The organism is Pseudomonas mosselii (genome assembly GCF_005796105.1).
Taxonomy (GTDB): domain Bacteria; phylum Pseudomonadota; class Gammaproteobacteria; order Pseudomonadales; family Pseudomonadaceae; genus Aquipseudomonas; species Aquipseudomonas mosselii_C.
The window spans coordinates 560,731-585,789 of the sequence record NZ_VAUO01000001.1 but is presented as its reverse complement, the minus strand read 5'-3'; the positions used below and the strand labels follow the sequence as shown (position 1 = coordinate 585,789).

The 25,059-nt window shown below is 54.2% G+C and carries 23 protein-coding genes; 11 read left to right on the top strand and 12 right to left on the bottom strand.

What is annotated here, in order from left to right; all coding sequences use genetic code 11:
* Window positions 1-14 precede the first annotated feature (14 nt).
* From FEM01_RS02740 to FEM01_RS02720, 5 genes are all read right to left on the bottom strand, one after another.
* Entirely contained in the window at window positions 15-422 is a 408-nt protein-coding gene (locus FEM01_RS02740; protein ID WP_197890131.1) for a GlcG/HbpS family heme-binding protein, read from the bottom strand.
* 19 nt (window positions 423-441) lie between these two features.
* Window positions 442-1,197 carry an SDR family NAD(P)-dependent oxidoreductase gene (locus FEM01_RS02735; RefSeq protein ID WP_138217742.1) on the bottom strand — a complete coding sequence of 252 codons (756 nt, stop codon included), beginning with the start codon at window positions 1,195-1,197 and terminating at the stop codon, window positions 442-444.
* A 64-nt stretch (window positions 1,198-1,261) separates the two neighbouring features.
* Window positions 1,262-2,386, bottom strand: coding sequence for an acetoin dehydrogenase dihydrolipoyllysine-residue acetyltransferase subunit (locus FEM01_RS02730; protein WP_138217741.1), 1,125 nt, complete (start codon window positions 2,384-2,386; stop codon window positions 1,262-1,264).
* Between the two features lie 5 nt (window positions 2,387-2,391).
* Entirely contained in the window at window positions 2,392-3,402 is a 1,011-nt protein-coding gene (locus FEM01_RS02725) for an alpha-ketoacid dehydrogenase subunit beta (protein WP_197890290.1), read from the bottom strand.
* A gap of 7 nt (window positions 3,403-3,409) precedes the next feature.
* On the bottom strand, window positions 3,410-4,387 hold the full coding sequence (locus FEM01_RS02720) for a thiamine pyrophosphate-dependent dehydrogenase E1 component subunit alpha (protein ID WP_138217739.1): 978 nt from the start codon (window positions 4,385-4,387) through the stop codon (window positions 3,410-3,412).
* A gap of 346 nt (window positions 4,388-4,733) precedes the next feature.
* Between FEM01_RS02720 and FEM01_RS02715 the strand changes: the two genes are divergently transcribed.
* Window positions 4,734-5,627, top strand: coding sequence for a LysR family transcriptional regulator (locus FEM01_RS02715; RefSeq protein WP_138217738.1), 894 nt, complete (start codon window positions 4,734-4,736; stop codon window positions 5,625-5,627).
* Between the two features lie 37 nt (window positions 5,628-5,664).
* Here the strand turns inward: FEM01_RS02715 and FEM01_RS02710 are convergent, their stop codons facing one another.
* Together FEM01_RS02710 and FEM01_RS02705 are read right to left on the bottom strand one after the other, a co-directional pair.
* Entirely contained in the window at window positions 5,665-7,128 is a 1,464-nt protein-coding gene (locus FEM01_RS02710) for an APC family permease (RefSeq protein ID WP_171030896.1), read from the bottom strand.
* Window positions 7,129-7,426: 298 nt separating this feature from the next.
* Window positions 7,427-8,365 (bottom strand): LysR family transcriptional regulator, encoded by a 939-nt coding sequence (locus tag FEM01_RS02705; protein WP_138217736.1) that lies wholly within the window; start codon window positions 8,363-8,365, stop codon window positions 7,427-7,429.
* Between the two features lie 140 nt (window positions 8,366-8,505).
* Between FEM01_RS02705 and FEM01_RS02700 the strand changes: the two genes are divergently transcribed.
* Genes FEM01_RS02700 through FEM01_RS02690 form a run of 3 tightly spaced genes read left to right on the top strand, consistent with a single transcriptional unit; the run spans window position 8,506 to window position 11,080 of the window.
* Window positions 8,506-9,510 (top strand): threonine ammonia-lyase, encoded by a 1,005-nt coding sequence (locus FEM01_RS02700; protein WP_138217735.1) that lies wholly within the window; start codon window positions 8,506-8,508, stop codon window positions 9,508-9,510.
* A gap of 32 nt (window positions 9,511-9,542) precedes the next feature.
* Window positions 9,543-10,613 carry a glutamate cyclase domain-containing protein gene (locus FEM01_RS02695; RefSeq protein WP_138217734.1) on the top strand — a complete coding sequence of 357 codons (1,071 nt, stop codon included), beginning with the start codon at window positions 9,543-9,545 and terminating at the stop codon, window positions 10,611-10,613.
* Window positions 10,610-11,080 (top strand): RidA family protein, encoded by a 471-nt coding sequence (locus tag FEM01_RS02690; RefSeq protein WP_138217733.1) that lies wholly within the window; start codon window positions 10,610-10,612, stop codon window positions 11,078-11,080. Before FEM01_RS02695 ends, FEM01_RS02690 begins: the two co-directional genes overlap by 4 nt.
* 56 nt (window positions 11,081-11,136) lie before the next feature.
* On the opposite strand, the gene FEM01_RS02685 is transcribed toward FEM01_RS02690, so the two are convergent.
* Entirely contained in the window at window positions 11,137-12,039 is a 903-nt protein-coding gene (locus tag FEM01_RS02685) for a LysR family transcriptional regulator (RefSeq protein WP_138217732.1), read from the bottom strand.
* A gap of 109 nt (window positions 12,040-12,148) precedes the next feature.
* Here FEM01_RS02685 and gcl point away from each other — a divergent pair, with 109 nt between their 5' ends.
* From gcl to FEM01_RS02670, 3 genes are all read left to right on the top strand, one after another.
* Window positions 12,149-13,930, top strand: coding sequence for a glyoxylate carboligase (gene gcl / locus FEM01_RS02680; protein WP_138217731.1), 1,782 nt, complete (start codon window positions 12,149-12,151; stop codon window positions 13,928-13,930).
* A 19-nt stretch (window positions 13,931-13,949) separates the two neighbouring features.
* Window positions 13,950-14,732, top strand: a complete 783-nt coding sequence (gene hyi, locus FEM01_RS02675) for a hydroxypyruvate isomerase (RefSeq protein ID WP_138217730.1) — start codon at window positions 13,950-13,952, stop codon at window positions 14,730-14,732.
* Window positions 14,733-14,809: 77 nt separating this feature from the next.
* Window positions 14,810-15,703 (top strand): 2-hydroxy-3-oxopropionate reductase, encoded by an 894-nt coding sequence (locus tag FEM01_RS02670; protein WP_138217729.1) that lies wholly within the window; start codon window positions 14,810-14,812, stop codon window positions 15,701-15,703.
* Between the two features lie 113 nt (window positions 15,704-15,816).
* Here FEM01_RS02670 and glcC read toward each other — a convergent pair whose 3' ends face one another.
* The gene (glcC, locus tag FEM01_RS02665) at window positions 15,817-16,596 is read right to left on the bottom strand and encodes a transcriptional regulator GlcC (RefSeq protein ID WP_138217728.1); all 780 of its coding nucleotides are present in this window, start codon (window positions 16,594-16,596) and stop codon (window positions 15,817-15,819) included.
* A gap of 250 nt (window positions 16,597-16,846) precedes the next feature.
* Between glcC and glcD the strand changes: the two genes are divergently transcribed.
* The 4 genes from glcD to FEM01_RS02645 all read left to right on the top strand — a co-directional run bounded on the left by glcD (window position 16,847) and on the right by FEM01_RS02645 (window position 22,204).
* Window positions 16,847-18,346 carry a glycolate oxidase subunit GlcD gene (gene glcD, locus FEM01_RS02660; protein ID WP_138217727.1) on the top strand — a complete coding sequence of 500 codons (1,500 nt, stop codon included), beginning with the start codon at window positions 16,847-16,849 and terminating at the stop codon, window positions 18,344-18,346.
* Window positions 18,346-19,398 carry a glycolate oxidase subunit GlcE gene (gene glcE, locus FEM01_RS02655; protein WP_138217726.1) on the top strand — a complete coding sequence of 351 codons (1,053 nt, stop codon included), beginning with the start codon at window positions 18,346-18,348 and terminating at the stop codon, window positions 19,396-19,398. The genes glcD and glcE overlap by 1 nt, the downstream gene beginning before the upstream one ends.
* An 8-nt stretch (window positions 19,399-19,406) precedes the next feature.
* Entirely contained in the window at window positions 19,407-20,678 is a 1,272-nt protein-coding gene (gene glcF, locus FEM01_RS02650) for a glycolate oxidase subunit GlcF (RefSeq protein ID WP_138217725.1), read from the top strand.
* Window positions 20,679-21,025: 347 nt separating this feature from the next.
* Window positions 21,026-22,204, top strand: a complete 1,179-nt coding sequence (locus tag FEM01_RS02645) for an MFS transporter (protein ID WP_240791701.1) — start codon at window positions 21,026-21,028, stop codon at window positions 22,202-22,204.
* A 15-nt stretch (window positions 22,205-22,219) separates the two neighbouring features.
* On the opposite strand, the gene FEM01_RS02640 is transcribed toward FEM01_RS02645, so the two are convergent.
* From FEM01_RS02640 to FEM01_RS02630, 3 genes are all read right to left on the bottom strand, one after another.
* A complete protein-coding gene (locus FEM01_RS02640; protein WP_138217724.1) occupies window positions 22,220-22,831 on the bottom strand; it encodes an alpha/beta fold hydrolase in 612 nt (203 codons plus the stop codon).
* Between the two features lie 420 nt (window positions 22,832-23,251).
* Window positions 23,252-23,998, bottom strand: a complete 747-nt coding sequence (locus FEM01_RS02635) for an SDR family NAD(P)-dependent oxidoreductase (protein ID WP_138217723.1) — start codon at window positions 23,996-23,998, stop codon at window positions 23,252-23,254.
* A 74-nt stretch (window positions 23,999-24,072) separates the two neighbouring features.
* Window positions 24,073-25,023, bottom strand: coding sequence for a C-terminal binding protein (locus FEM01_RS02630; protein WP_138217722.1), 951 nt, complete (start codon window positions 25,021-25,023; stop codon window positions 24,073-24,075).
* Window positions 25,024-25,059: the final 36 nt, after the last annotated feature.

Here is a 25,059-nt window from a genome sequence, read left to right as displayed (position 1 = left end):
ACGAATGAGTTCGCTTACTGAGCTTGCAACACGGCAACCATCGCTTTCGCGATTTCGACATCAGCCTCTTCCGGGCCACCGGAGACACCGACACCACCTACTACCTCTCCGTTGACGGTGACTGGCAGGCCACCACCGAAGACGACAAACGGGCGGGCGCAGGAGCGCTCGAGGCCATACAGCTCTTGGCCAGGCTGCGTAATTGCCATCCAAGTGTCCGTAGACTTACGAAGTGCAGCTGCGGTGTAGGCCTTGTTGGTCGCGACTTCAATAGTGCCGAATGCTGCGTCTTCCACCCGGATGAACCCCACCAGGTGGCCACCGGCATCCACAATCGACAGGCACGAGCGCTGATCAAGCTCCTTCGCGCGCTTAATGCCTGCTTCAAGGGCTGCCATTGCGAGTTCGTGTTTAATTGACATTCGAATTACTCCTATCGACTTAGCTGTAAACGCCGCCACAAACGTTGATTGCTTGCGCGGTTACATAAGACGATTCATCAGAAGCCAGGAATACGAACAGCGGAGCGACCTCATCAGCAGTCGCTTGGCGACCGAGCGGAATAAGAGATTTCACGAGCGCTTCCTGTTTCTCTTTACCACCGATGTAGTCAATGACCGGGCCATTGAACGGAGTATCAATCCATCCCGGGCAAACCGCATTGACGCGTACACCATCTTTGGCCAGTTCGATTGCCATAGTCGTCGCCATACCAATCACGGCGGCTTTGGACGACGAATAGCAGGTCAGGCCAGGAGCGCCGCGTTTGCCCGCCAGAGAGGACATCATGACAACCGAAGACTTCTTCGCCTTTTGCAGGTGAGGCAGAGACTCTTGCACAAAGATGAAGTTGGCGCGGACGTTAATATCGAAAACTTTATCCCACGCTTCGGTTGCGAATTGCGAGACGTTACCGGAAAGCTGGATACCAGCGTTAAGGCAGAGTGTATTAAGACCGCCCAACCAGTCAGCAGCTTTGCCGACCACTGCGCGGATGTCGCTCTCGCTGCTCAGATCTGCACGGAAAAATTTTACTGCCTTAGGAAAGCGTTGCTCAACTTTTGAACCGCGCTCCGAATCGATATCAACGATTGCAACCTTAGCGCCTTCCTGTACGAAAGACTCCAAAATAGCGAGCCCGATATTAGCTACGCCACCTGTAAGCAGGACGAGCTTACCCGCCAAACGATCGGTCATATTAACCTCGCTCTAATACTTTATCTGTTTAACGCCACCATCACTTAGATGATGGCGCAATGAGTTATTTCGCTCGGGCGATGTTTTCCAGCACCAGCGAATTAACTTCCGACGCAGCTTCCATCTGAGGCATGTGGCCTACACCGCGAATCACATTCAACTTGGCCTGCGAAGGCACCTGCGATTCACTCGGCAACGGAACGATCTGATCTTTCTCGCCCCAGATCAGAGCAACTGGGCCATTGAAGTCGGCGACAGTGCCGGCGATCCAATGACGCTGCTGGCCATTTTCATCGACGATGGTGTCGCGGATAGCGGACAGCGCTTCTGGCACACCTTCAAGGCGCTTGAACCGCAGCGTCCCTTCGATCATGTCGTTGCTGATTTTCGAGGGATCAGCAAGCAGACGTTCCAGGACTTCCTTGAGCGGCCTGCGGCGTTCGGCAGAGATGAAGTCATCGAGGAACGACTTGTTGATCTGCTTACCAAGGCCCACAGGAGCGATTAAGGACAGCGATGCCACTCGGCCCGACTGGCGAGATGCCAGAGCTGCAGCAACCGCACCACCAAATGAGTGCGCCACGAGGTGCAACTTACCTGGAGCAACGGACTCAAGTGCACGCTCCACTGCACTTACCAGATCGCCAAAGACATCACTGCCTTGGATCGGAGTGGAAGCACCATGGCCTGGAAGATCCACCGCCACTACACGGTGATCCTTAGCAAAAGCGTCTTGGTTGAACAGCCAAGTGGAAAGGTCACCACCGAAGCCATGAACCAGGACAATGCTTTCCTCAGCATCACCGCCCATGGTGAGGACATTCACAACCCGACCTTCACCGACCTCGATCGGCTTAACGCTTGGAGCGTTAGGATCTACTTCATCAGCAGCCCCATTTGCGTCAGCGAAGGAAGCAATGAACGCTTCAATTTCCTCGTCGCTAACAGACGCATCAGCGATAACACCCACCAGGGCGCCCACCGGCGCGGTATCACCGACCTGCACTACGATGCGACGCAGAATGCCGCTAGCCGCCGACTCCACTGCGTTAGTGGTTTTGGTGGACTCTACTTCAATAATCTCCTGACCACGAGATACCTCATCACCCTCAGCTACAAGCCAATCGGCGACGATACCCTCGGTCATGGTCATGCCCCATTTAGGGATGGTGACTGCTTCAATCGACATACTGCTTACCTCTCGATGATCGACTTGACCGCGCTGATCACTGCGGCGGCGTTTGGTACGTATGCATCCTCGAGATTCGGGGCATAAGGAACCGGGGTGTGCGGCGCAGTAACCATCTTGATCGGTGCGCGAAGCGAGTCGAAGCACTTGTCAGCCAGCATTGCCGAGATATCTGCAGCAATACCACAACGTGGATTCGCCTCATCCACAATTACGACTCGACCGATTTCTTCACAGAAATCCATCAGAGTGTCTTCATCAAGTGGAGAGGTGGTACGAGGATCAATGATGCACGCCGAGATACCTTCGGACTGCAGTTTGCGAGCAGCTTCTTCGGCGATGTGAACCATACGACCGATCGCTACGATCATCACGTCCTTGCCATCGCGAACGACACGCGCCTCACCGAACGGGACGGTATAAGCGCCGTCTGGAACCTCCCCCATGGTGTCGTACAGCATCTTGTTCTCCAGGAAAATGACCGGGTCATCATCCCGAATTGCCTGGAGCAGTAAGCCTTTCGCGTCGTATGGGTTGGATGGGATGACCACCTTAAGCCCAGGAACGTGAGTGAAAATCGGGTAGAACGCTTGGGTATGCTGGGCAGCCGAACGCGTACCCGCACCATAGGTTGCGCGGATCACCAACGGTGTCCGAGCGTGACCACCAAACATGTAGCGGAATTTAGCGATCTGGTTGACGATCTGATCAAGACATACGCCCGCGAAGTCCACAAACATCAGCTCAGCAATAGGACGCATGCCAGTCAGTGCTGCGCCTGCCGCTGCACCAATGAAGGCTGTTTCGCTGATAGGCGTATCACGAATACGGTCTGGGCCAAACTCACCCAGCAAACCGCGAGTGACACCGAAAGCACCACCCCAGGCGTCCTTGACGCCATTGCCACCTGCGCCGCCAGTCAGGTCTTCACCCATCATGATCACACGTGGATCACGGTTCATTTCCAAGCGCAAAGCATCGTTGAGCGCCTGACGGAAAGAAATTTTAGCCATGATGCGCTCCTTACAAGTACTTCACGTAGACGTCGGTGGTGAGAGCAGACGCTGGTGGGAAATCAGAAGCGCGTGCGAACACTACAGCTTCATTTACAGCGCCTTCGACCTCTGCATCGATTGCATCTAGAGCGGCAACATCAGCTAGGGATTCGGCTGTGACTTTGGTGCGGAACTTGACCAGGCAATCCTGATCCTGGCGCATGATTTTCTTTTCTTCCGGGGTGCGGTAGGTATCCGGATCACCGCTGTAGTGACCGTAGTAGCGAGGCACTCGAATGTGGAGCAAGGACGGGCCACCCCCAGCACGAGCACGGGCAATCGCCTCGCCTGCAATCGTGTAAACCTTGAAGATGTCGGTGCCATCAATTTCGGTGGAGGGGATGTCGTAGCCCTCTGCACGACGCACGAAACTGCCTGCAGAAACGAATTCGTTAGCGGTCGCCTCACCAAAACCGTTGTCTTCGATCACGAAGATGATCGGCAACATCCAGATCTTGGCGAGGTTGAGGCTTTCCGCCATGGCCCCTTCGTTCATGGCGCCATCACCGGCAAAAGCAATTGCCACTCGATCTGTTTTGAGCAGTTTTGCACTGAGGGCAGCACCGCAAGTAATCGGTGCGCCGCCGGCAACGATGCCGTTCGCGCCCAGCATGCCTTTGCGCAGGTCTGCGATGTGCTGCGAGCCACCTTTACCACCACAAGTGCCAGTAACTCGACCGAAAAGCTCGGCCATCATGGCGTTGATATCGCAACCCTTCGCGATGCAGTGACCATGGCCACGGTGGGTGGACGAAATGTAATCGTCATCGCTGAGGTGCATGCACACGCCAACTGCACTTGCCTCCTGACCAGCGTAAAGATGCGTACTACCCGGAATATCACCGGTACCCATCTCGGTCATTACACGCTCTTCGAAACTACGGATCGTTTGCATGGAGCGATAGGCTTCCAGCAGACGTTCGCGGGGCAAATGCGGCGAGAACATTCCACGTCTCCTCATTTGAAAAATGCAGCTTGTCTTGTCGTTATTCTGCGTCACAGTCCGATCCCCTCTTCTACCAAGAGAACCCCTAGCGTGCTCAAGCCCAGGGAGACGGTGACTGCTTCGTGGCTCAATCGTCTCGCGATACCGTGATAACGTCCAATTGCGATTGCGGATTGTCAGAGATAACGTCTTTTTATCGGTATGCCGTTGAAGCGCCATTAAAAAAAGCCCCTCTGAACCTACTCATGGCCATTCGTTCTGCGGTAACGTATCAGCAGACGCGGCAGCGGCGACCTGCCTAGCACGGGGTTTCGCGACGCATGGGACAATAAGAGAGAGGCGCTGCATGATCGATCTACGAAGCCTTCAGACCTTCTACGCGGTTGCGCAGCTAGGCGGATTCCACAAAGCGGCGGATAAGCTTCATACCTCCCAGCCGGCAGTTTCGGCCCGAATCGCGCAACTGGAACGGCAGCTAAATGGCCGCCTTTTTGAGAGGGATAAACGAGGGTGCTTTCTGACATCGCAAGGTCGTGAGCTGCTGACCTACGCTGAACGAATGATCGCCCTTGAAAGCGAAATGGTCGAAGCAGTGGCAGGCAGAAAAGGGCTGAGCGGCAGCGTAAGCCTAGGAGCTTCCGACACCATTGTGCACACATGGCTCTCTGACCTTTTGAAACAGCTAAGTCAGGAATATCCCGAGATCACCCTGGATGTCATAGTGGACAGCACCGCGAATATGACCACAGGGCTCGCAGATTGCACCCTGGATGTAGCCCTGCTAATGGGGCCGGTGAACATTGGCAACGCTGAAAACCTGCCTCTATGCAGCTATCCAATGAGCTGGATCAAGTCCCCCAAGCTTGACCTAGGCGACAAGCCACTGACGCTCGAACAGATCGCAACCCTCCCAGTGATCACCTACGCTCGAAACACGCGCCCATACTGGCAACTGAAGGATATGTTTGATCGCAAAGGGCTTCACAAGGTGCGCCTGTTTTCGAACTCATCACTCTCCTCGATCGTACGGATGACAATGGACGGCATTGGCATAGCCGCGATCCCAGAGCATGCTGTGTTCGATGAGCTATCAAGCGGCAAGCTCCATACCGTGGCATCAACACACGAGATGCCAGTAATGTCTTTCACCGCAAGCTTCATCGAACGCGCGGATATGCCCCTCAACAGAATGGTCGCTCAGCTAGCTCAGAAAGTAGCAGCAGAGTATTGGCGGGTATAAAAAAACGGAGCCTAGGCTCCGTTTTCGTTTTCTATTGTCAAGCTGCTGGGTTTCGCCCAAGTCGCTCGTAGACTTCAGGCCGCACGGCCTTGAAGTACTGAGCCAAGCCCATACCGGCGATCAGTACGCCAATCAGGCAGAGCAACATCCAGGTGCGCTGACCAGGCTCACCACCTACCAGCAGGTCAAAGTGGTACGCAACCAGTGTCACCAAGCCGACGAAGAAGACACCCGAGATGATTGGGGCCAGGAAGGCCTTTGCAAAGCTGACCCCATCATGACGCCCCTTGCGCAAGTACCAAGTCAGGGCAGAAAGGTTGACTACAGCCATCAGGATGATCACACCCGAAGTACCCACGCCGGAGAGCTGCCCGTAGAGAAGCTCTGGCTTCGCGCCAATGACGATAAACGGCATAAGGACACAAAGCACCATCGCCGACACGGTCATAGAAGCAGCGAATGGAGACGAGTGCTTCACATGGATGCTGCTAAGGAATTTTGGCAGTGCACGATCAGTGCCCAGGTTGAACAGGTAGCGCGAGAGTACGTTGTGAGTAGACAGCGCTGATGCAAATGCCGAGGTAAGCACAAGGAGGCTCACGATCACTTGGAAGCGCCCATCGATGTATTTGCTGAAGGCCAATGAGAACATAGTGGCAGGGGAGTCGGTGGCGATCTGCTGGACACTTTCTCCGTAGGCGGTGACCAAAGCATAAGCACAGATGGTGTACATCGCACCGATGAAGATGATCGACCCGTAGGTAGCACGGCGGATGGTCTTATCCGGATCACGAACTTCATCACGGTACAGCGCAGTAGCTTCAAAGCCCATGAAGAACGATACGGCGAACAGCATCGCGAAAGGAATATTTACTCCTTCCTTGGAAAGCTCACTCGGCGAGAATGGAGCAGATGCCGCCATACCGGTGTCACCACCGATAGTCAATACACCAAAAGCGAAACCTAGGCAGACAACGATCTCAGACAGCATGACCCAAAGCAGAACCTTGGCCGAAAGCTCAACATGGAGGTAACCGAGGATACCCACCACAGCCCAGCAGGTGAGAGAGTAAAAGTACCAAGGGAAGGCTGAGCCTGTCAGCCCTCTATGGAAATCAGAACACGCGACGCCAAAATACGAAGTGATGCCGGCGAGAAGGACAAAATAAGAGACTGCAGCTGTCAGCCCAGCTCCGAGACCAGCTGACTTTCCGAGACCATAAGTAATGAACGAATAGAAGTCGCCAGACCTGCGAACCATGTTATTGAGCGTAATATAGCCAATACCAAACAGCAGCATGACAGCAGCGACAACCACGAACAAAAGCGGGCTACCCACGCCTCCGAACATTAATGAAACTGGAATATATCCTGCGACTGTGGTCAACGGTGCGGAGAAGGCCAGCACTGTCATTGCCAAACTCAGGGCACCCATATTACCTGACAATTTCTTTTGACTGACTGCAGCGTCTCCGACGCCCTCGGAAGCCTCGATACTCATAGTCATTCTTTCCTTTCTCCTCGACTCGTAAGCGCAACTTTAGTAAACGGCAGTTATCATTACTCAAGTGAAGCGCCACAATTTTTTGTTATGTTGGATACTCGGCTTAGTGCACACAGATACTGATGAAACGCTTGGGTAATCCAACGTTTGATCTAGCATTTCAACATCGTGTTGAGCGTGCTCATCGCGCTGAGTGTCATCCTCGCGCCGACCTTCGATAACGTCAAATTTTCATTAGCTATTGTCTCTGATAATGGGTGCTTATCAGCATGAGCTAAACGCGCTATCAGACTCTTTACCTATCGAATTTCGGGCCTTTACACACGCTCTCCGAATCCGCCTCATCGAGGTGAGACGCGACTACTGATACCACCTCGGCAACCTTGAGAGTGGCTGGCGAGGCGTTGGTTAGGTGCCAACGGTGGATGACCATAGGAGGCGGAGGCGTCACCGGGAGCACCTCCAGCTCACCATTCGCAAGGTACTCTTTCACTAAAACAGCAGGCAAAACGCCAATTCCTATACCGTTACGAATCAGGGTGATAAGTGCGGAAATCGACGGAGAGCTCGACAACTGGATGGTTGTCGGGTTGACGCCGTACTTGAACGCGAGCTTTTGCACCGTCCGAGCAGCATCATCTGAGGGGGCAGTGTTCCCCATAGGAGTAAGGATCTGATGAGAAAAGATAAAAGATTCTTCATCCGGATTTTGAACCAAGCCAGTCTTGCCTATCCACCTTGTCGCCAGGGTGAGGAGACTCTCAGCAACGGCATACGGATTCTGAGGCTGCCGATCAAGGGACAGCACTAAGTCCAGCTCGCCTTTGTTGAGCTGCTCAAGAAGATCTGCGGTCAGCCCTACGACCCAGGTTACGTTGACATTTGGCAGATCTGCTTTGGTGCGTCGCACTAGCTCAGGTAACAAGGTGTACACCGCAGCTTCAATTAGTCCAACCCGTACGACTCCCCCAACTCCAGATACTTGCGAAGCCGCACCAATAAACTCCTGGAGCGACGCGATGGCAGCCTCGGCGTAAGGCAATAAACGCCTCCCCTCCTCCGTCAGTGAAAGGGTTTTATTATCAGACGTGAAAAGCGATACCCCTAACTGCTCTTCAAGGTTCTTCACTCTCATTGATAGTGCAGACGGCGTGGCATGAAGGCGTTCAGCTAATTTTCGCAAGTGTGGCGTTCGTGCCAGCTCGACAAACGTCTCGAGAAGCTTGGTGTTCATCGATCATCTCCAGACATCTGTTCAACTTTCCTTAACAGCCTTGCGTAATTTTATTTAATTTACAGCCTTTGAAACACGTCCATACACTCTTTTCCAGCGTCAAGGCGAGCTCTGTTGCGATCAAATAAAAAGGTATTTATATGTCCAGTATTGAAAAAGGCGAACGGCCGGTTCCTCCTACACTGAAAGACATCGAGGAGGCCGCAGTCAGGATTAAAGATTACGCGGCGCGAACGCCACTGCTGGAAAGCCCAGAGCTCAATGAGCTGGTCGGTGGTCGGTTGCTGTTCAAGCCTGAGGTACTGCAACGCACTGCATCCTTCAAGTTCCGTGGTGCGTGCAATCGCTTGCTTCAATTATCCGCAAAGCAACAGCGCGCAGGTGTGGTCGCGTTCTCGTCAGGCAACCACGCACTGGCAACATCGGCGGTCGGCCGAATCTTGAACATCCCCGCCACGATCATCATGCCGTCAGATGCGCCTCAAGCCAAGATCAAAGGTGCTCGAGCCAACGGCGCGACCGTCATCCTCTACGATCGCCAAAAGGATGACCGTGAAGCTATCGGCGCTGAAATTGCGAACCGCACCGGCGCCACCATGGTTCCGCCCTACAACGATCCATTTATCATCGCCGGCCAGGGCACCGTCGGACTGGAGATCATGGAAGACCTTGAGCATTTGGGCATCAAAGCCGACAGCGTCCTAGCGGCATGCAGTGGCGGCGGCTTGATCGCAGGCGTTGCAACCGCCGTACGTGCCAAGTGCGAAAGCACCCAGGTATACGCCGTTGAACCCGCTGGCTTCGACGAACTGGCTCGGTCGCTGGCTAGCGGCAAGCGTGAAAGCAATGCCCCAGGCGCCCAATCGATCTGCGATGCCCTGCAGGTTGTTACTCCAGGTGACCTGACCTTCGACATCAATCAACGCCTACTGGCAGGCAGCCTGGTAGTCACCGATGAAGAAGTCCGTAAGGCCATGCGAGTGGCTTACGACAAGCTCAAGCTAATTCTTGAACCAGGTGGAGCAGTAGGCCTGGCCGCAGTACTTGAAGGTCGTGTCGAAACTCGTGGCCGCACAACCGTGGTCGTGCTGAGCGGCGGCAACGTAGACCCCGAGCTCTACGCAGAAATCATCACCGCTCAGTGAGCGTACACCTTCAAACCGAAAAGGGACTGATCATGCTCAAGCCTGATAGCGCTCAATATCGACGAGTCGCGCAAACCATCGACGACTTCATGAAAATCGACTTCACCGGCGTCGGTCTGATTTCAAACCTGTATGCAGCCTTGCAGAAAAACCAACCAGGATTTTGCTGCATGGGCGCCGCCGAGCGCCTGGTTGAAGCTGCTAAATCTCATCCTGATCGTCCGATTGCCATCCTAACCGGATTTCCGGAAGGTGGCGGTGTTCCGGAAACTGACGGCCCCATTGGTGCTGCCCTTCTGGCCCGAGCCATCTTCCTAGGTCTCGGCGTCATGACAGTCATCGTGATTGACGAGGACTGGGTTGAGATGATGATGGCCACCTGCCGAGGCGCTGGCCTTGCCCCACGTCTGTTGCCAGAATCGGGTAAAGCGGACGCGATTGAGTACCTGCGTCCGGTTTATATCAAGCCTGTCTCCAAAGAAAAGGCTGCCTGCCATAGAGCCAGTGATGAGCTTTTGGAAATTACTCAGCCATCCCTGCTGCTCTCAATTGAACGACCAGGCTGCAACGTCAATGGTCTTTATCACGGCCTGGGTGGTCGCCCACTCGACGGTATGGTCGGTGATCTGGATTACCTCTTCAACAAGGCAAAAAACCAAGGCCTCATGACCTTGGGTATTGGCGACGGCGGTAATGAGCTCGGGATGGGCGTCATTTCCAAAGAGCTACCAACCTTCTCCCCAAAAGCAGTGGATTGCGGCACTCCTGGCCGTGGAGGTGTGGGCGCAGTGACTGCTGCTGAGTGGCTCGTAATCTCGAATATTTCGAACTGGGGTGCCACCGGCATTGTGGCCGCCCTCTCAGCACTGCTCGAGAACCCAGTGGTGTTCCATGAGCCCGAGATCGAAACCCGTAGCACTGAATTGTGTGTTGCTCACGGTGGTGTCGACGGCATGTTCATGGGCCCGGAGCCAGCTCATGACGGTATCGCGATGCAGGAATACGAAGGAATGGTCAGGGCACTGCGTGGCAGCGTGATGCGCACGTTGGGCCATTCGATCAACTGGCAAGGCCATCAAGGCGACTGGAGACAGCTTAAATGAGTTACCGCACTTTTACCGAAGCACTGAAAGAGTTGAAACTGGAACTGCCAGCTACCAACGCTCCTCGTGGCAGCTACGTTCCAGCCATCAAAGCAGGTGATCTGCTGTTCGTCGCCGGGCAGGCTCCACGAATCAACGGTGAGCTGAAATTCTCTGGCCGTGTTGGGCGCGAACTGACCATCGAGCAAGGCCGTGAAGCTGCTCAACTGTGTGCACTGAACGTATTGGGTCACCTCGCACATGCGACTGGCGACGATCCATCCAAGGTAGTGACCGCAGTAAGGCTGGCCGGCGTGGTAAACAGCGCCGAAGATTTCACTGCCCACTCCCAGGTTCTGGATGCTGCTTCGGATCTGATCGCCAAGGTACTCGGTACCTCAGGCCAGCACGCCCGAATTGCCACCGGAGCGTCTTCGCTTCCCTCTGGAATGGCAGTTGAGATCGAAGCGATCTTCCAGCTGAAGTGACAAGGTGGGTGGTGGACTGGGTCATGGCCAGCCCACCACCCTTCCGAGCTGTATGACTACAACCAGTAGTCCGGGCGTTGATAGACGGATTTCAGGTAGTCAATGAAATGCCTCACCTTCGCTGGAAGGAATCTCTGCTGTGGATAGACAGCCTGGATGTCGTAGTCAGGCAAAGCAAACTCATCCAGCACCGTGACGAGCTCTCCTGTCTCCAGCTCTTTGTGGATCTCCCATGTCGAGCGCCACCCGATACCCAGCCCTTGCCTCATCCAGGAGAAGAGCAGCTCACCGTCATTACAGGCCATGTTGCCACTAACTCGCATTGCAATCTGCTTCCCGTCTCGCTGGAACGTCCACCCTCGCGGTTGGCCTCCCTGCGATGTGAAGGCCAAGCAGTTGTGATTTGACAGATCTTCCAAGCTCGTCGGCCGGCCGTGTTTGGCGAAGTAATCCGGGGTGCCACACACGACTCGACGGTTAGAAAAAAGCTTCACGGCAACATAGTTCGGGTCGGTTACCCAGCCAATCCTGATGCTGAGATCGTATCCCTCCCCCACCAAGTCCACGAGGCTATCGGTGAGGTTGAAAGACAGCTTGAGGTTCGGAAATTTCTCATGAAAACCAAGTGCGTGAGGAGCTACGTGCACCCGTCCAAAGGCAGCCGGTGCAGATACAAGCAGGTTTCCAGCGACGTGCTTGGCGCTGTTGCTGATGCTCGCTTCCATATCATCGAATTCTCGCACCAGGTACTTCGCTCTCTCCAAGAGCTGCTCTCCAAGCTCTGTCAGATGCAGCCCACGAGTCGAACGATGCATGAGTTTCACGCCCAACCGTTTCTCGAGCGAATCCAAACGGCGACCGAGCATTGCGGCGGTTACACCTTCGCTAACCGCAGCAGCTGCAAAGCTGCCTTTCTGGGCTATCTGGATGAAGCTTTGAAGCTCTGTAAGGCGCGCCATTCGATACCTTTTATATCGACAGAAACAAATTTATGGGGCTTCAAGCCCAGAGTGCAGTGATCCAGACTGACACCCAATACAAAAATATTGTTATTCCGGAGGAAATGCTATGCCTAAGATGAGAGCAATTGATGCAGCCGTTCAGGTCATGCGCCGTGAAGGTGTAGATACCGCGTTCGGCATTCCGGGGGCTGCCATCAACCCATTGTATTCAGCCCTGAGGAAAGTCGGTGGCATTGATCACGTCCTCGCTCGTCACGTCGAAGGCGCCTCGCACATGGCCGAGGGCTACACCCGTGCCAACCCGGGCAACATCGGTGTGTGCATCGGCACCTCTGGCCCAGCCGGTACCGACATGGTTACCGGCCTGTACAGTGCTTCGGCCGATTCCATTCCGATCCTCTGCATCACTGGCCAGGCCCCGCGCGCGCGCCTGCACAAGGAAGACTTCCAGGCCGTCGACATCACCAGCATCGTCAAGCCGGTGACCAAGTGGGCGACCACTGTTCTGGAGCCGGGCCAGGTGCCTTACGCCTTCCAGAAAGCCTTCTTCGAAATGCGCAGCGGCCGCCCAGGCCCGGTACTGATCGACCTGCCGTTCGACGTGCAGATGGCCGAAATCGAATTCGACATCGATGCCTACGAGCCGCTGGCCATCAACAAACCGTCCGCCACTCGCGTACAGGCTGAAAAAGCCCTGGCCCTGCTGAACGACGCCGAGCGCCCACTGCTGGTAGCCGGTGGCGGCATTATCAACGCCGACGCAAGCGACAAGTTGGTAGAGTTCGCCGAACTGACCGGCGTACCGGTAATCCCGACCCTGATGGGCTGGGGCACCATCCCCGACGACCATGCGCAGATGGTAGGTATGGTCGGTCTGCAGACCTCGCACCGTTACGGCAACGCTACCTTGCTTGAATCTGATCTGGTGTTTGGTATCGGCAATCGCTGGGCCAACCGCCACACCGGTTCTGTCGACGTCTACACGAAGGGCCGAAAATTCGTTCATGTGGACATCGAGCCCACTCAGATCGGCCGTGTATTTACTCCGGATCTGGGTATCGTTTCCGACGCTGGTAAGGCGCTGGATGTATTCCTTGAAGTGGCCCGCGAGTGGAAAGCCGCTGGCAAGCTGAAGTGTCGCCAAGCATGGCTGGAGAGCTGCCAGCAGCGTAAGGCCACAATGCAGCGCAAAACGCACTTCGACAATGTGCCGGTCAAGCCACAACGCGTATACGAAGAGATGAACCAGGTGTTCGGCAAAGACACTTGCTACATCAGCACCATCGGCCTTTCGCAAATCGCCGGCGCGCAGTTCCTGCACGTGTACAAGCCGCGTCACTGGATCAACTGCGGCCAGGCTGGCCCGCTGGGCTGGACAATCCCGGCAGCGTTGGGTGTGGTCAAAGCCGACCCGAGCCGCAACGTCGTCGCCCTGTCGGGTGACTACGATTTCCAGTTCATGATCGAAGAGTTGGCGGTGGGTGCGCAGTTCAATCTGCCGTACGTCCACGTGCTGGTGAACAACGCTTACCTTGGCTTGATCCGTCAGGCTCAGCGCGGCTTCGACATGGATTATTGCGTACAACTGGCGTTCGAGAACATCAACGCGACCGAAGCCAGCAACTATGGTGTCGATCACGTCGCTGTAGTCGAAGGACTGGGTTGCAAAGCCCTCCGTGTATCCGAGCCGCATGAAATTGCACCGGCTCTGCGTCAGGCCCAGCGAATGGCTCGCGAGTACCGCGTACCGGTGGTAGTCGAAGTGATTCTGGAGCGTGTGACCAACATTTCCATGGGCACCGAGATCGATGCGGTCAACGAGTTCGAGGAACTGGCGGTCTTCGCCAGCGATGCCCCTACTTCGATCGTTCCGCTCAGCAACTCCTGAGATTTTAGAGGAAAGCCAAATGCCCCGTTTAGCAGCCAACCTTTCAATGTTGTTCACCGAGCATGACTTTCTTGCACGCTTCGGCGCAGCTGCCCAAGCAGGTTTTAGCGGCGTCGAGTATCTGTTCCCATACGATTTCCCAGCAGAACAGATCTGGCAGCAGTTGGAAAAGCACAATCTCTCCCAGGTGCTCTTCAATCTGCCAGCAGGGGACTGGGCCAAAGGCGAGCGTGGTATTGCCTGCTTGCCCGACCGAATCGAAGAGTTCCAAGCAGGCGTAGATCAAGCCATCGCTTACGCGAAGGTACTGGGTAATCGTCAGATCAATTGCTTGGCTGGGATCACTCCCAAGGGAGCAGATGCTGAGCTTCTGCAGAATACCTTCATCAGCAACCTAAAGTACGCTGCAGACAAGCTGAAAGCTGCTGGGATCCGCCTTGTCATGGAGATGATCAACACGCGTGACATCCCTGGCTTCTACCTCAACACCACGAAGCAGGCCTTGGAAATCCAGGCAAAAGTCGGCAGCGATAACCTGTTCCTGCAGTACGACATCTACCACATGCAGATCATGGAAGGCGACCTGGCACGCACCATGGAAACCAATCTGCAGCTAATCAACCACATCCAGCTCGCGGACAACCCTGGCCGTAACGAGCCAGGCACCGGCGAAATCAACTATCGCTTCCTGTTCGAGCACCTGGATCGGATCGGTTACCAAGGTTGGGTGGGTGCAGAGTACAAGCCTTTGACCACGACAGAAGCGGGTCTTGGCTGGCTCAAAACCCACAATGTGATCTAAGCAAGCTAGTGCAGGTGCGATCTCTTAGGGATCGCACAACTTATTGCGGCAAGACCGCAATCCGTAAGGAGTGAATCATGGCAAAAGTTGGCTTCATCGGCACAGGCATCATGGGTCGCCCCATGGCCTTGAACCTGCAGAAAGCGGGTCACCAAGTCTACGTTTCGACTCACCATAGCTCAGCACCAGATGACCTGGTCAACGCAGGTGCGATCAGCCTGGCTAACCCTAAAGAGGTTGCCCAGGAAGCTGAAGTCATCATTGTGATGGTGCCCGACACTCCTCAAGTGGATAGCGTTTTGTTTGGGGAAAATGGCGTTGCTGAAGGCATCGGCCCAAACAAGATCGTCATCGATATGAGCTCGATCTCGCCAACCGCTACCAAAGCGTTTGCGGAGAAGATTAACGCCACTGGTGCGAGCTACCTGGATGCACCAGTGTCTGGTGGCGAAGTAGGCGCTAAAGCGGGCACCCTCAGCATCATGGTGGGTGGTTCTCAAGCTGCATTCGACCGTGCTTACCCGCTGTTCGAAGTGATGGGTAAAAACATCAATCGCGTTGGCGCCAATGGTGATGGTCAAACCGCCAAGGTCGCCAACCAGATCATCGTTGCTCTCAACATCCAGGCCGTCAGTGAAGCACTGTTGTTCGCGTCCAAGAACGGAGCTGACCCGGCCAAGGTTCGCGAGGCGCTCATGGGTGGCTTCGCCTCCTCGAAGATTCTTGAGGTTCATGCTGAGCGCATGATTAAGGGAACCTTCGACCCAGGCTTCCGCATCAACCTGCACCAGAAAGACCTGAACCTAGCTCTGCAGGGCGCTAAGGAACTTGGGCTGAACCTGCCAAATACATCAAACGCACAGCAGGTGTTTAGCACTTGTGTCGCCCTGGGTGGCGGTGAATGGGATCATTCTGCGTTGATCAAAGGCTTGGAGCATATGGCGAATTTCTCGATTCGCGATAAGCGCTAAGGGGCAGTTAGGCTGGGTAGTAGTCCGCGCTACTGCCTAGCCTAACAACCTAAAATTTCTCCCCCCCTCCTCACTACTTCGACGACACATCAAGATGCTTTACGACCCATCCGTCAGTGCCATCCCTCAAGTCGCATCGTAGCTCGTACCAATCTCTGCTCTTCATCCTCAATATCTCGAAGACTGTCTCGAATACCATTGATGTGGTCGCGCGCAGCTCGCTGAGCCTGCTCGGGAAGCTGCTCCATCACCGAGTGATAAAGCCGCGAATGCTGCCTATCAATCTGACGCTTTTGCGCAGGTCGACAGTAGAGATTGTTAACGGACGCGAAGACCGTACTCAGGGTTAGCTCGCTTAAGCCTTGTAGCGTGTGAACAAGGACGGGGTTGTGAGAGGCTTCACTGATCGATCTGTGAAAAGCGTGATCGAGCCTAGCTTGCTCCTTGGCATCATGATGCTGAGGATCTGAATGCGCGGAGAGCATTTCTTCGTATCGCTTACGGATCAGCAACCGATCGACATCCGTGGCCCGGAGCGCAGCAAGCCTTGCTGACTCACCTTCGAGCAGTGCTCTAACCTCGAGCAAATCGTAAAGGGTTCTTCGTTGGGAGCTAAAGAGATACATCATCGGCTGGGTGGCTTCGGTATTGGAAAGATCCGCCACAAACGAGCCACGGCCATGCTCGGTGTCGATAATCCCTCTACCACGAAGAATCCTGAGTCCTTCGCGAAGCGCTGAACGTGAGCAGCCCATCTTGGACATCAGACGTCGCTCAGAGGGTAGCGCCTGGCCAACCTTGATCACCCCATCAACGATCAACCGTTCAATGCGTTCGGCTACCTGGTCAGCGACTTGGGTTTTTTCTTGTTTGCCCGAGTGCGAATTTTCCATCAAGACTCCTGAGGACTGGTACGACCAGCCGTGAATTGCAGGACGACGCGACTCATTTTATCCCCCGCATGACCTGAGCCATAGGAACTTCGTTGTCGAGGCCCTAAAAACTGGTCGTACCAGAGCGCTTGGTCGTCGACATGATGGAAGCACCCGCTCAGTGTTGGGTTCGCCCCTAGCTCCTGCCAGACGCAACCCATTTGAGACAGGGGCAAAGCACACAAGAATAAAAGCCTAACGCGAGAGCGCGATGAACATTCTCCATGATGAGCGTGTCGATGGTGCATTGCCCAACGTCGACAAAGACCACGTGTTAAATCAGCTATCAACAGCGATACCTGATCTTGAAATCCTGTCCTCCCCAGAAGAGCTCAGACCTTACGAATGCGACGGCCTGTCAGCCTATCGCGTCATGCCTCTACTGGTCGTGATACCCACCAAGATCGATCAGGTGCAAACCATCCTGAGAACCTGCTTTGAGCTACGCGTCCCTGTAGTGGCTCGCGGAGCTGGGACAGGACTGTCGGGTGGCGCCTTGCCGCACGAGCGAGGCATTCTTCTCGTGATGGCGAGATTCAACCAGATCATTGAAGTGAATCCGCATGGTCGTTTTGCCAAGGTTCAGCCAGGTGTTCGCAACCTAGCTATCTCTCAAGCTGCGGCACCTTTTGACCTGTACTACGCGCCAGACCCCTCTTCACAAATTGCGTGCTCCATCGGCGGGAACGTGGCTGAAAACGCGGGCGGTGTGCATTGCCTGAAATATGGACTGACCGTTAACAACATCCTGAAGGTCAACATCCTCACTATCGAGGGAGAGGCACTTACGCTGGGTAGCGATGCGCTAGATAGCCCTGGTCTTGACCTGCTAGCTCTCTTCACAGGGTCGGAAGGAATGCTCGGCGTAATCACGGAAGTGACGGTCAAGCTGCTTCCGAAACCCCAGGTCGCACGAGTGCTGCTTGCAAGCTTCGACTCAGTAAAAAAAGCAGGGGCAGCAGTCGCTGACATCATTGCCGCCGGCATCATTCCCGGTGGACTGGAGATGATGGACAACCTCTCTATCCGGGCCAGCGAGGACTTCATCCATGCTGGCTATCCAGTTGAAGCGGCAGCCATGTTGCTGTGCGAGCTGGACGGCGTTGAAGCAGATGTGCAGGAAGACTGCGACCGCGTCAAAACCATTCTGGAATCAGCCGGCGCAACCGAAGTCCGGATCGCTCGCGATGAAGCAGAACGTACACGTTTCTGGGCCGGCAGGAAGAACGCCTTCCCTGCCGTAGGCAGGATCTCTCCTGACTACTACTGCATGGATGGAACCATCCCACGTCGACAGCTTCCTCGTGTTCTCAATGGAATCGAGGAGCTTTCCAATGAGTACGGCTTGCGAGTAGCGAACGTATTCCACGCGGGCGACGGAAATATGCACCCCCTGATCCTCTTCGATGCCAACCAAGAAGGCGAACTGGAACGCGCTGAAGCGCTCGGAGGAAAAATCCTTGAGCTGTGTGTTGAAGTGGGTGGGAGCATCACAGGCGAGCACGGCGTAGGACGAGAAAAAATCAACCAAATGTGCGCACAGTTCAACGGTGACGAGATCACCCTGATGCACGCAGTGAAAAACGCCTTCGACCAACACAATTTGCTCAATCCAGGAAAGAACATTCCAACGCTGAATCGATGTGCTGAGTTCGGCTCAATGCATATCCACCACGGCAATCTGCCCTTTCCTGAGCTGGAGCGCTTCTGATGCAATACGATCACGACAACAGCGCTGATCTTCTCGAACAGGTCAATTACGCGCTTAACGAAGACATCCCCCTTCGCATCCAAGGCAGCAACAGCAAACACATGCTTGGAGGCCACGTCTCTGGCGAAGTGCTGGACACGCGTATTCATCGCGGCATTGTCAATTACGATCCAACCGAGCTCGTAATCACAGCTCGTGCCGGTACGTCGTTGTGGGAGATCGAAGCTGCATTGGATCATGCCGGTCAGATGCTTCCCTTCGAGCCGCCGCATTTCGGGCCAGATGCAACCGTCGGCGGAATGGTTGCCTCCGGGCTGTCTGGCCCACGCCGTCCTTGGGCGGGAGCAGTGAGGGACTATGTACTCGGTGTCCAAGTGATCATCGGGAACGGCAAGCTACTACGCTTCGGCGGTGAGGTGATGAAGAACGTTGCAGGATACGACCTCTCACGCCTGATGGCGGGAAGTTTTGGCACCCTCGGCGTCATCACTGAAGTCTCCCTAAAAGTGCTGCCTAAACCTCGTGCTTCTGCGAGCTTGTCCCTCAATATGGATCCCGCTCAGGCTCTCGCCAACCTTGCTCGCTGGGGGCAGCAGCCAATTCCTATCAGCGCCGCATGCCATGACGGCTCGCTGCTCCACTTGCGTATCGAGGGCGGGGATGGCTCTGTTAAATCTGCGTTGAGCATGCTCGGAGGTGAACCTCTCGATAACGGCTTCTGGAGAGATTTGCGCGAACACGAGACAGACTTTTTCAAAAGCGCGGAACCTTTGTGGCGCCTTTCGCTGCCAAGCAATGTCTCCCCGTACATTCTTCCAGGGAAGCAGATCCTGGACTGGGGAGGATCCCAACGATGGCTGAAAACGAATGAAAGCGCCGACGCAATCCGTGAGGTTGTGGAGCATCTAGGGGGGCACGCGACGCTCTATGCCCAAGGTGACTCATCACTGCACCCGATCTCCAAGGCGCTGATGAAATACCAGAAAAACCTAAAGAATCAGTTCGACCCTCAGAACATTTTTAACCCTGGCCGCGTCGGTTCGGAGGCGTAGGACATCACATGCAGACCGTACTCAGTCAAGAAGCCAAAAATCTGCCAAGAGCAGAAGAAGCTGAAAAAATCCTCCGTTCCTGTGTGCACTGCGGCTTTTGCACAGCAACATGCCCAACCTACCAGTTATTAGGTGATGAGCTCGATGGGCCGCGAGGCCGCATCTATCTCATCAAACAGGTACTTGAAGGCAACGAAGTAACTGCTAAAACCCAGAAGCACCTAGATCGATGCTTGTCATGCCGAAACTGTGAAACAACCTGCCCTTCAGGTGTGCAATATCACAATCTCCTGGATATAGGTCGTAGCGTTGTCGAGGCAGAAGTGCCAAGACCGCTCTTCGAGAGGGCATTACGTGCTGGCATCCGAACGGTCATTCCACGCCCCGCATTGTTCAAGACCTTGTGCTCAACAGGGATGGTTCTCAGGCCGTTACTTCCAGAAAGCTTGAAACGCAAATTACCATCCTTGCCCACCGCACCAAAGCCAAGGCCTCGTGTACATCACGATCGCAAGGTCTTGATGCTAGAAGGTTGTGTTCAACCAACCTTATCACCGAACACGAATGCGGCTGCCGCCAGGGTGCTAGATAGACTGGGAATTTCGGTGATTAATGCTCCGGAAGCCGGATGCTGCGGGGCTGTTGATTATCATCTAAACGCACAAACCAAAGGTTTAGAGCGAGCCAAAAGAAACATAGATGCATGGTGGCCAGTAATACAGAAAGGGGTCGAGGCAATTGTCCAAACTGCAAGCGGGTGCGGCGCATTCGTTCGTGACTACGGCCACTTGCTGGAAGAAGACGCGCTCTATGCAGAAAAAGCTCGAGTCGTCAGCTCTCTAGCCAAGGATCTTGCCGAAGTCATTCGAGCAGAGCCAATCGAAAGCTTGAAAATTAGCGCGAACCAGCGCATCGCCTTCCACTGCCCCTGCACCCTTCAACACGCACAAAAGTTAGGGGGAGCCGTCGAGAACATTCTCACCCGGTTTGGTTTCACAATGACAAATGTTCCAGACGGCCACCTATGCTGCGGCTCAGCAGGCACTTACTCGATTACGCAGCCTGAACTATCAACCCAATTACGTGAAAACAAGCTAAAGGCGTTAGAAAGTGGAAAGCCCGACCAAATCGTCACGGCCAATATTGGTTGCCAAACCCACTTAAGTGGCGCCAGAAAAAAACCCGTAAAGCACTGGATTGAAATAGTAGAAGAAGGATTGCAACCAGAAAATACCGCGCAAGAACTCAAGCCAGAAGAAATGTTCCCGCCGTTTAGCTAATAGCATTGACAGGCAATGCAAGCCAAGAGCCCTAAAGTCCGCATCTGCAGCACCGCTCTTGGCTTTCCTCAGCACCTTAGAAAACCAATGATAATTTAAAATTATCAGCACTGAACACCAATGAGATTCAGCAAACAATCTCGCCCCCCTTCAACACCCGACACCTATATGTTAACTTGCGCCGGAGTCGAGGTCACAGGCACAAAACACACAAAAGCCTTGAACACGCTTATCTTCTTATAGCCAGCTTTGAGCGCTGGGCGCAGCGAGCGCCTAAAAACAAACCGTACTCGTAGAGTTCTGCCTCTACTGTGCGGCTTTGCTCGTTACCTTGTGAGGTGTGTGCTTTGTCGATCTTCAGAAATCAAAAGACCCTTGTAGAGCTCGCCCTGATTCTTGGCGTATTTTCGCTATGTACTGGGGAATTTGCGGTAATGGGATTGCTTTCTAACCTGTCCGCCGCCTTTGCTAGGCCAGAAACAACCGTTGCACATCTAATCAGCGCTTACGCGTTGGGCGTAGTCATCGGCGCACCTATTATGGTGTTTGTTGGCGTCTACCTTAAGAAACGGAATCTGATCCTGTTCCTACTCGGAATCTACACCGTTTCTAACGCACTCAGCCTGCTCGCACCGAACTATGAAACACTTTTGATCTCACGCCTGATAGCAGGCTTCCCTCACGCGGCATACTTTGGCGTTGCCGCGACGATTGCTGCTTCGATGGCACCGTTTAACAAACGGGGAAAAGCTGTAAGTCGTATTTTGCTTGGCGTCACTGCGGCCATTTTGCTTGGAGCACCAGGAGCGACATACCTGGGCCAGGCGCTCGGGTGGCGCTGGGTGTTTGGCAGCATCACCGTCTTGAGTGTTCTGAGCCTCATCTTGCTCTACCGCCACGCCCCTAACGTGGAGAATGAAGCCCGAATGAATTTCAAGGCGGAGATCGCATCGTTCAAGAGCACCCAGGTATGGCTGGCCTTGGCAATTGGGGCCATTGGCTTTTCGGGCATGTTTGGGGTCTACAGCTACCTCGCACCAACCGTCCTGCATGTCACCGGACTCAGCGAAAACTGGATTGCACCGATGCTTGCCGTCTTTGGCATCGGAACCATGATCGGCAACCTTGCTGGTGGCTGGTTATACGATAAATACAAATTCCTCGCTGTAAACCAAGTGATGATTTTCAGTGTCGTCGTGCTATTCGCATTCCCTCTGCTATCGACGTCGAAGATAGGGGTCACGTTTGGGGCGCTACTGCTGGGCTGCATGGTGGCACTCACCCCTGCCCTCCAAATGAGACTCATGGATGTCAGCAAGCACGGGCAATCACTGGTTGCAGCTTCAAACCATGCCGCCCTTAATTTTGCCAACGCGCTTGGCCCTTGGATCTGTGGTCTCGCCATCAACGCCGGCTGGGGTTGGACTTCTACAGGCTACGTGGGCGCAGCAATGGCCCTGGCGGGCTGCCTGATTTACGGGGTAGCTAGGGCACTCGAGAAAAGAGCAGCTGAAGCGGGGAAATAATTTGGGAATCGTGAGTCATGATTTGAGATGCATGTCGATCAGCGCCGAAATCTCATTGGCCTTGTTGCATCCCAAGTCATGATCACCATCAGGGAGAATATGCAGTTCCGAGACTGGTATCAATGAGGCCAACTTTCGTCCAATCGCCTTCGGACTGTAAGGATCTTGGTCACCCCAAAGCAGTAAGGTTCGAGCGCCAATCCTGCTAATCTCTTCAGTTAGATCAGAAGAAAAACCCGTAAACCAGCTAGGAAATGCATACTGATGCTTGAAGTCCGCTCGCCAGTCTCTAACACCAAAAGAGCTCATATCCAAGCCACCGGATGTGACTGTCAAAACCAAGTGAGAGACCAGCCCTGAACACGCGTTCGCGGCTTGTACTGCTACTACGCCACCCATGGATTGAGCGATCAGCGCAGTAGGTTTATCGATCAGTGATACGACGCGTCCTACGATATCAGAAAGCCCCTGGACTTCAGGGTCATCGGGAACGCCTCCAAACCCAGGATACCCGAAAAAAATCTGCTCTGCGGTACACTCCAACGCGCTAGCCAAGGGCTGCCAGAATTCAACTCGCCCCGACGCACCTGGCAAGAAAATCAACTGCTCAACTCGAGGCTTTTCCATTTTTCACCTGCTGCACGTTAAGGGCCGCCTGCCCGCAGCCTAGTGGCATGGAGCGAGGAGCTATATTGAAAGATCCCAGCGTAGCTCAAAATGTCGGCTCACGAAAAAGAAACCAGGGGTTGGAATGTCCGCCCCCTGGCAAAAGGTGAGTAAAGCGCAGTGTCTGCCTTAAGCATGGCCATAACATCCGTGATCCAGTGCATAAAGCATATAAAAAGTAAGCGGAGAATGCTTCGGAAAAATGTGCCAGTTTGACTCAACCAACAAACCAAATATCTTTGGCAAATCCAATTGCGACGGCAGTTTGGCACAAATGCAAAAAAGCATAGCAACCACTCTGCCGACCAATAAACAGAGAGTTTGCTATGCAAAGAGGGTGAGCATATCAACTAAAATTAACGTTACAGCACTGAAGCAGTTTTACTGAGCAGTGACACCACCATCCACTACCAACTCGCTGCCTGTCATGTACGACGAGCGATCAGAGAGCAGGAATGCCACCGTCTCTGATACTTCCGAAGCCTTTCCTACACGTTTAAGAATGGCCGCACCAGCCAGCAACTCTTCTGTGCTCTTATCAGCTAAGTATTCCGCCACCATCGGAGTTTCAATGGTGCCCGGGTGGACGGAGTTTGCCCGAATACCATAATTTGCATAATCCAGTGCCACAGCTTTAGTAAACAGTCGAACAGCGGCCTTGGTTGCACAATACACGCTAAGGCCAGGCAGGTTCGCAACCATGCCCGAGGTGGAGGAGATATTCACGATGGAGCCACCACCGGCAGCCTGGAAAGCAGGTAATGCGGCCTGGCAACCGAAGAAGGTACCTTTGAAGTTCACATCAATACACAGATTCAATTCAGCTTCTGTGATTTCTTCAGTCGGTTTCGAGACTACGATGCCAGCATTATTCACCAGCCCATCCAGGCGGCTGTGCTCTTTCAAAATAGCATCGATAACGCTTTTCCAGTTTTCAGGGCTGGTCACGTTCAACTTGTAAAAGCTAGCCTGGCCACCAGCTTCTCGGATACTTTGTGCAACGGCCTCGCCATTCAGATCCAGATCAGCCAGAACAACAATTGCGCCGTAACCCGCACAGATCCGAGCGTGAGACTCACCCATACCTTTTGCGGCGCCGGTGATGAGGACTACCTTTTTCTCTAACATGACTTACTCCAACAACACAGTTCAAACGAACCAGGGAGCGTGCCAGAACCACTCTAGCACGCTCGGGGCCGGGCTTAGCTGACTACGTCTGGCATCTGCTCGCCAAACAGCGCCTTACGCGCTCGATCAACCGCGCCGTCCTGCAGAGCGCCCAGCGAGGTGTTCGAACGCCAAGCAATGTGCGGGGTCAGGATGAGGTTCGGTGCATCGCGCAGCGGGCTGTCAGCTGGCAGTGGCTCTTTGGCAAACACGTCCAATGCTGCGCCGGCGATTTGCCCCGAGCTCAGGGCTTCCGCCAAAGCAGGCTCATCGATGAGGCCGCCTCGAGATACGTTAACGATGACCGCACCTGGACGCATACGCTTCAGCACTTCGGTGGAAATCATATTGCGGGTATCGGCATTAAGAGGCAGATGCAGAGAGACCACATCGGACTGCTCCAAGATTTCTTCCAAAGATGCCTTCGGGATATCAGTAAACTCCGCGAACGGATCATAGGCTTTCACTTTGGTACCGAGCTTTGCCCACCAACCGGCAGTCAGACGACCGATACGCCCCATACCGAGGATACCCACCTCAAGATCAGCAAGCTTGGGCGTGTCATAAGCAATAGTCCCCGCCCAGCCATTGTTCATAATAGCTGCTTGGCCATGCGGCAGACGACGAGCCAAGGCCACCCCCATTGCCAGAGCATGCGCCGCAACCTCTTCGGATGAGGCATCTGGGACAATGGAAACCGGAACGCCGTATTTAGCAGCAGCCTTTACGTCAATGTTGTCGTAACCAATGCCATAACGAACCACCGCTTTGCAACGCGTCATGCGCGCAAATTCGGCCTCGTTAACCTTACCGTAGGGGGTGACCATGACGATTTCAGCATCGACCATCCCGTCGGTGAAGGCTTGCTGGTCTACAGCCGCTACAAGTTTCAACCCAAACTGAGCAGCTAATTTTTGTTCACGCTCAAGATGCGGAAATTGATGAGGAGCAACCAAAAGGGTGCCACGATCGGCAATAGTCGACATATGTTAATACCTGAGTTTATTGAAACACACAGCGAA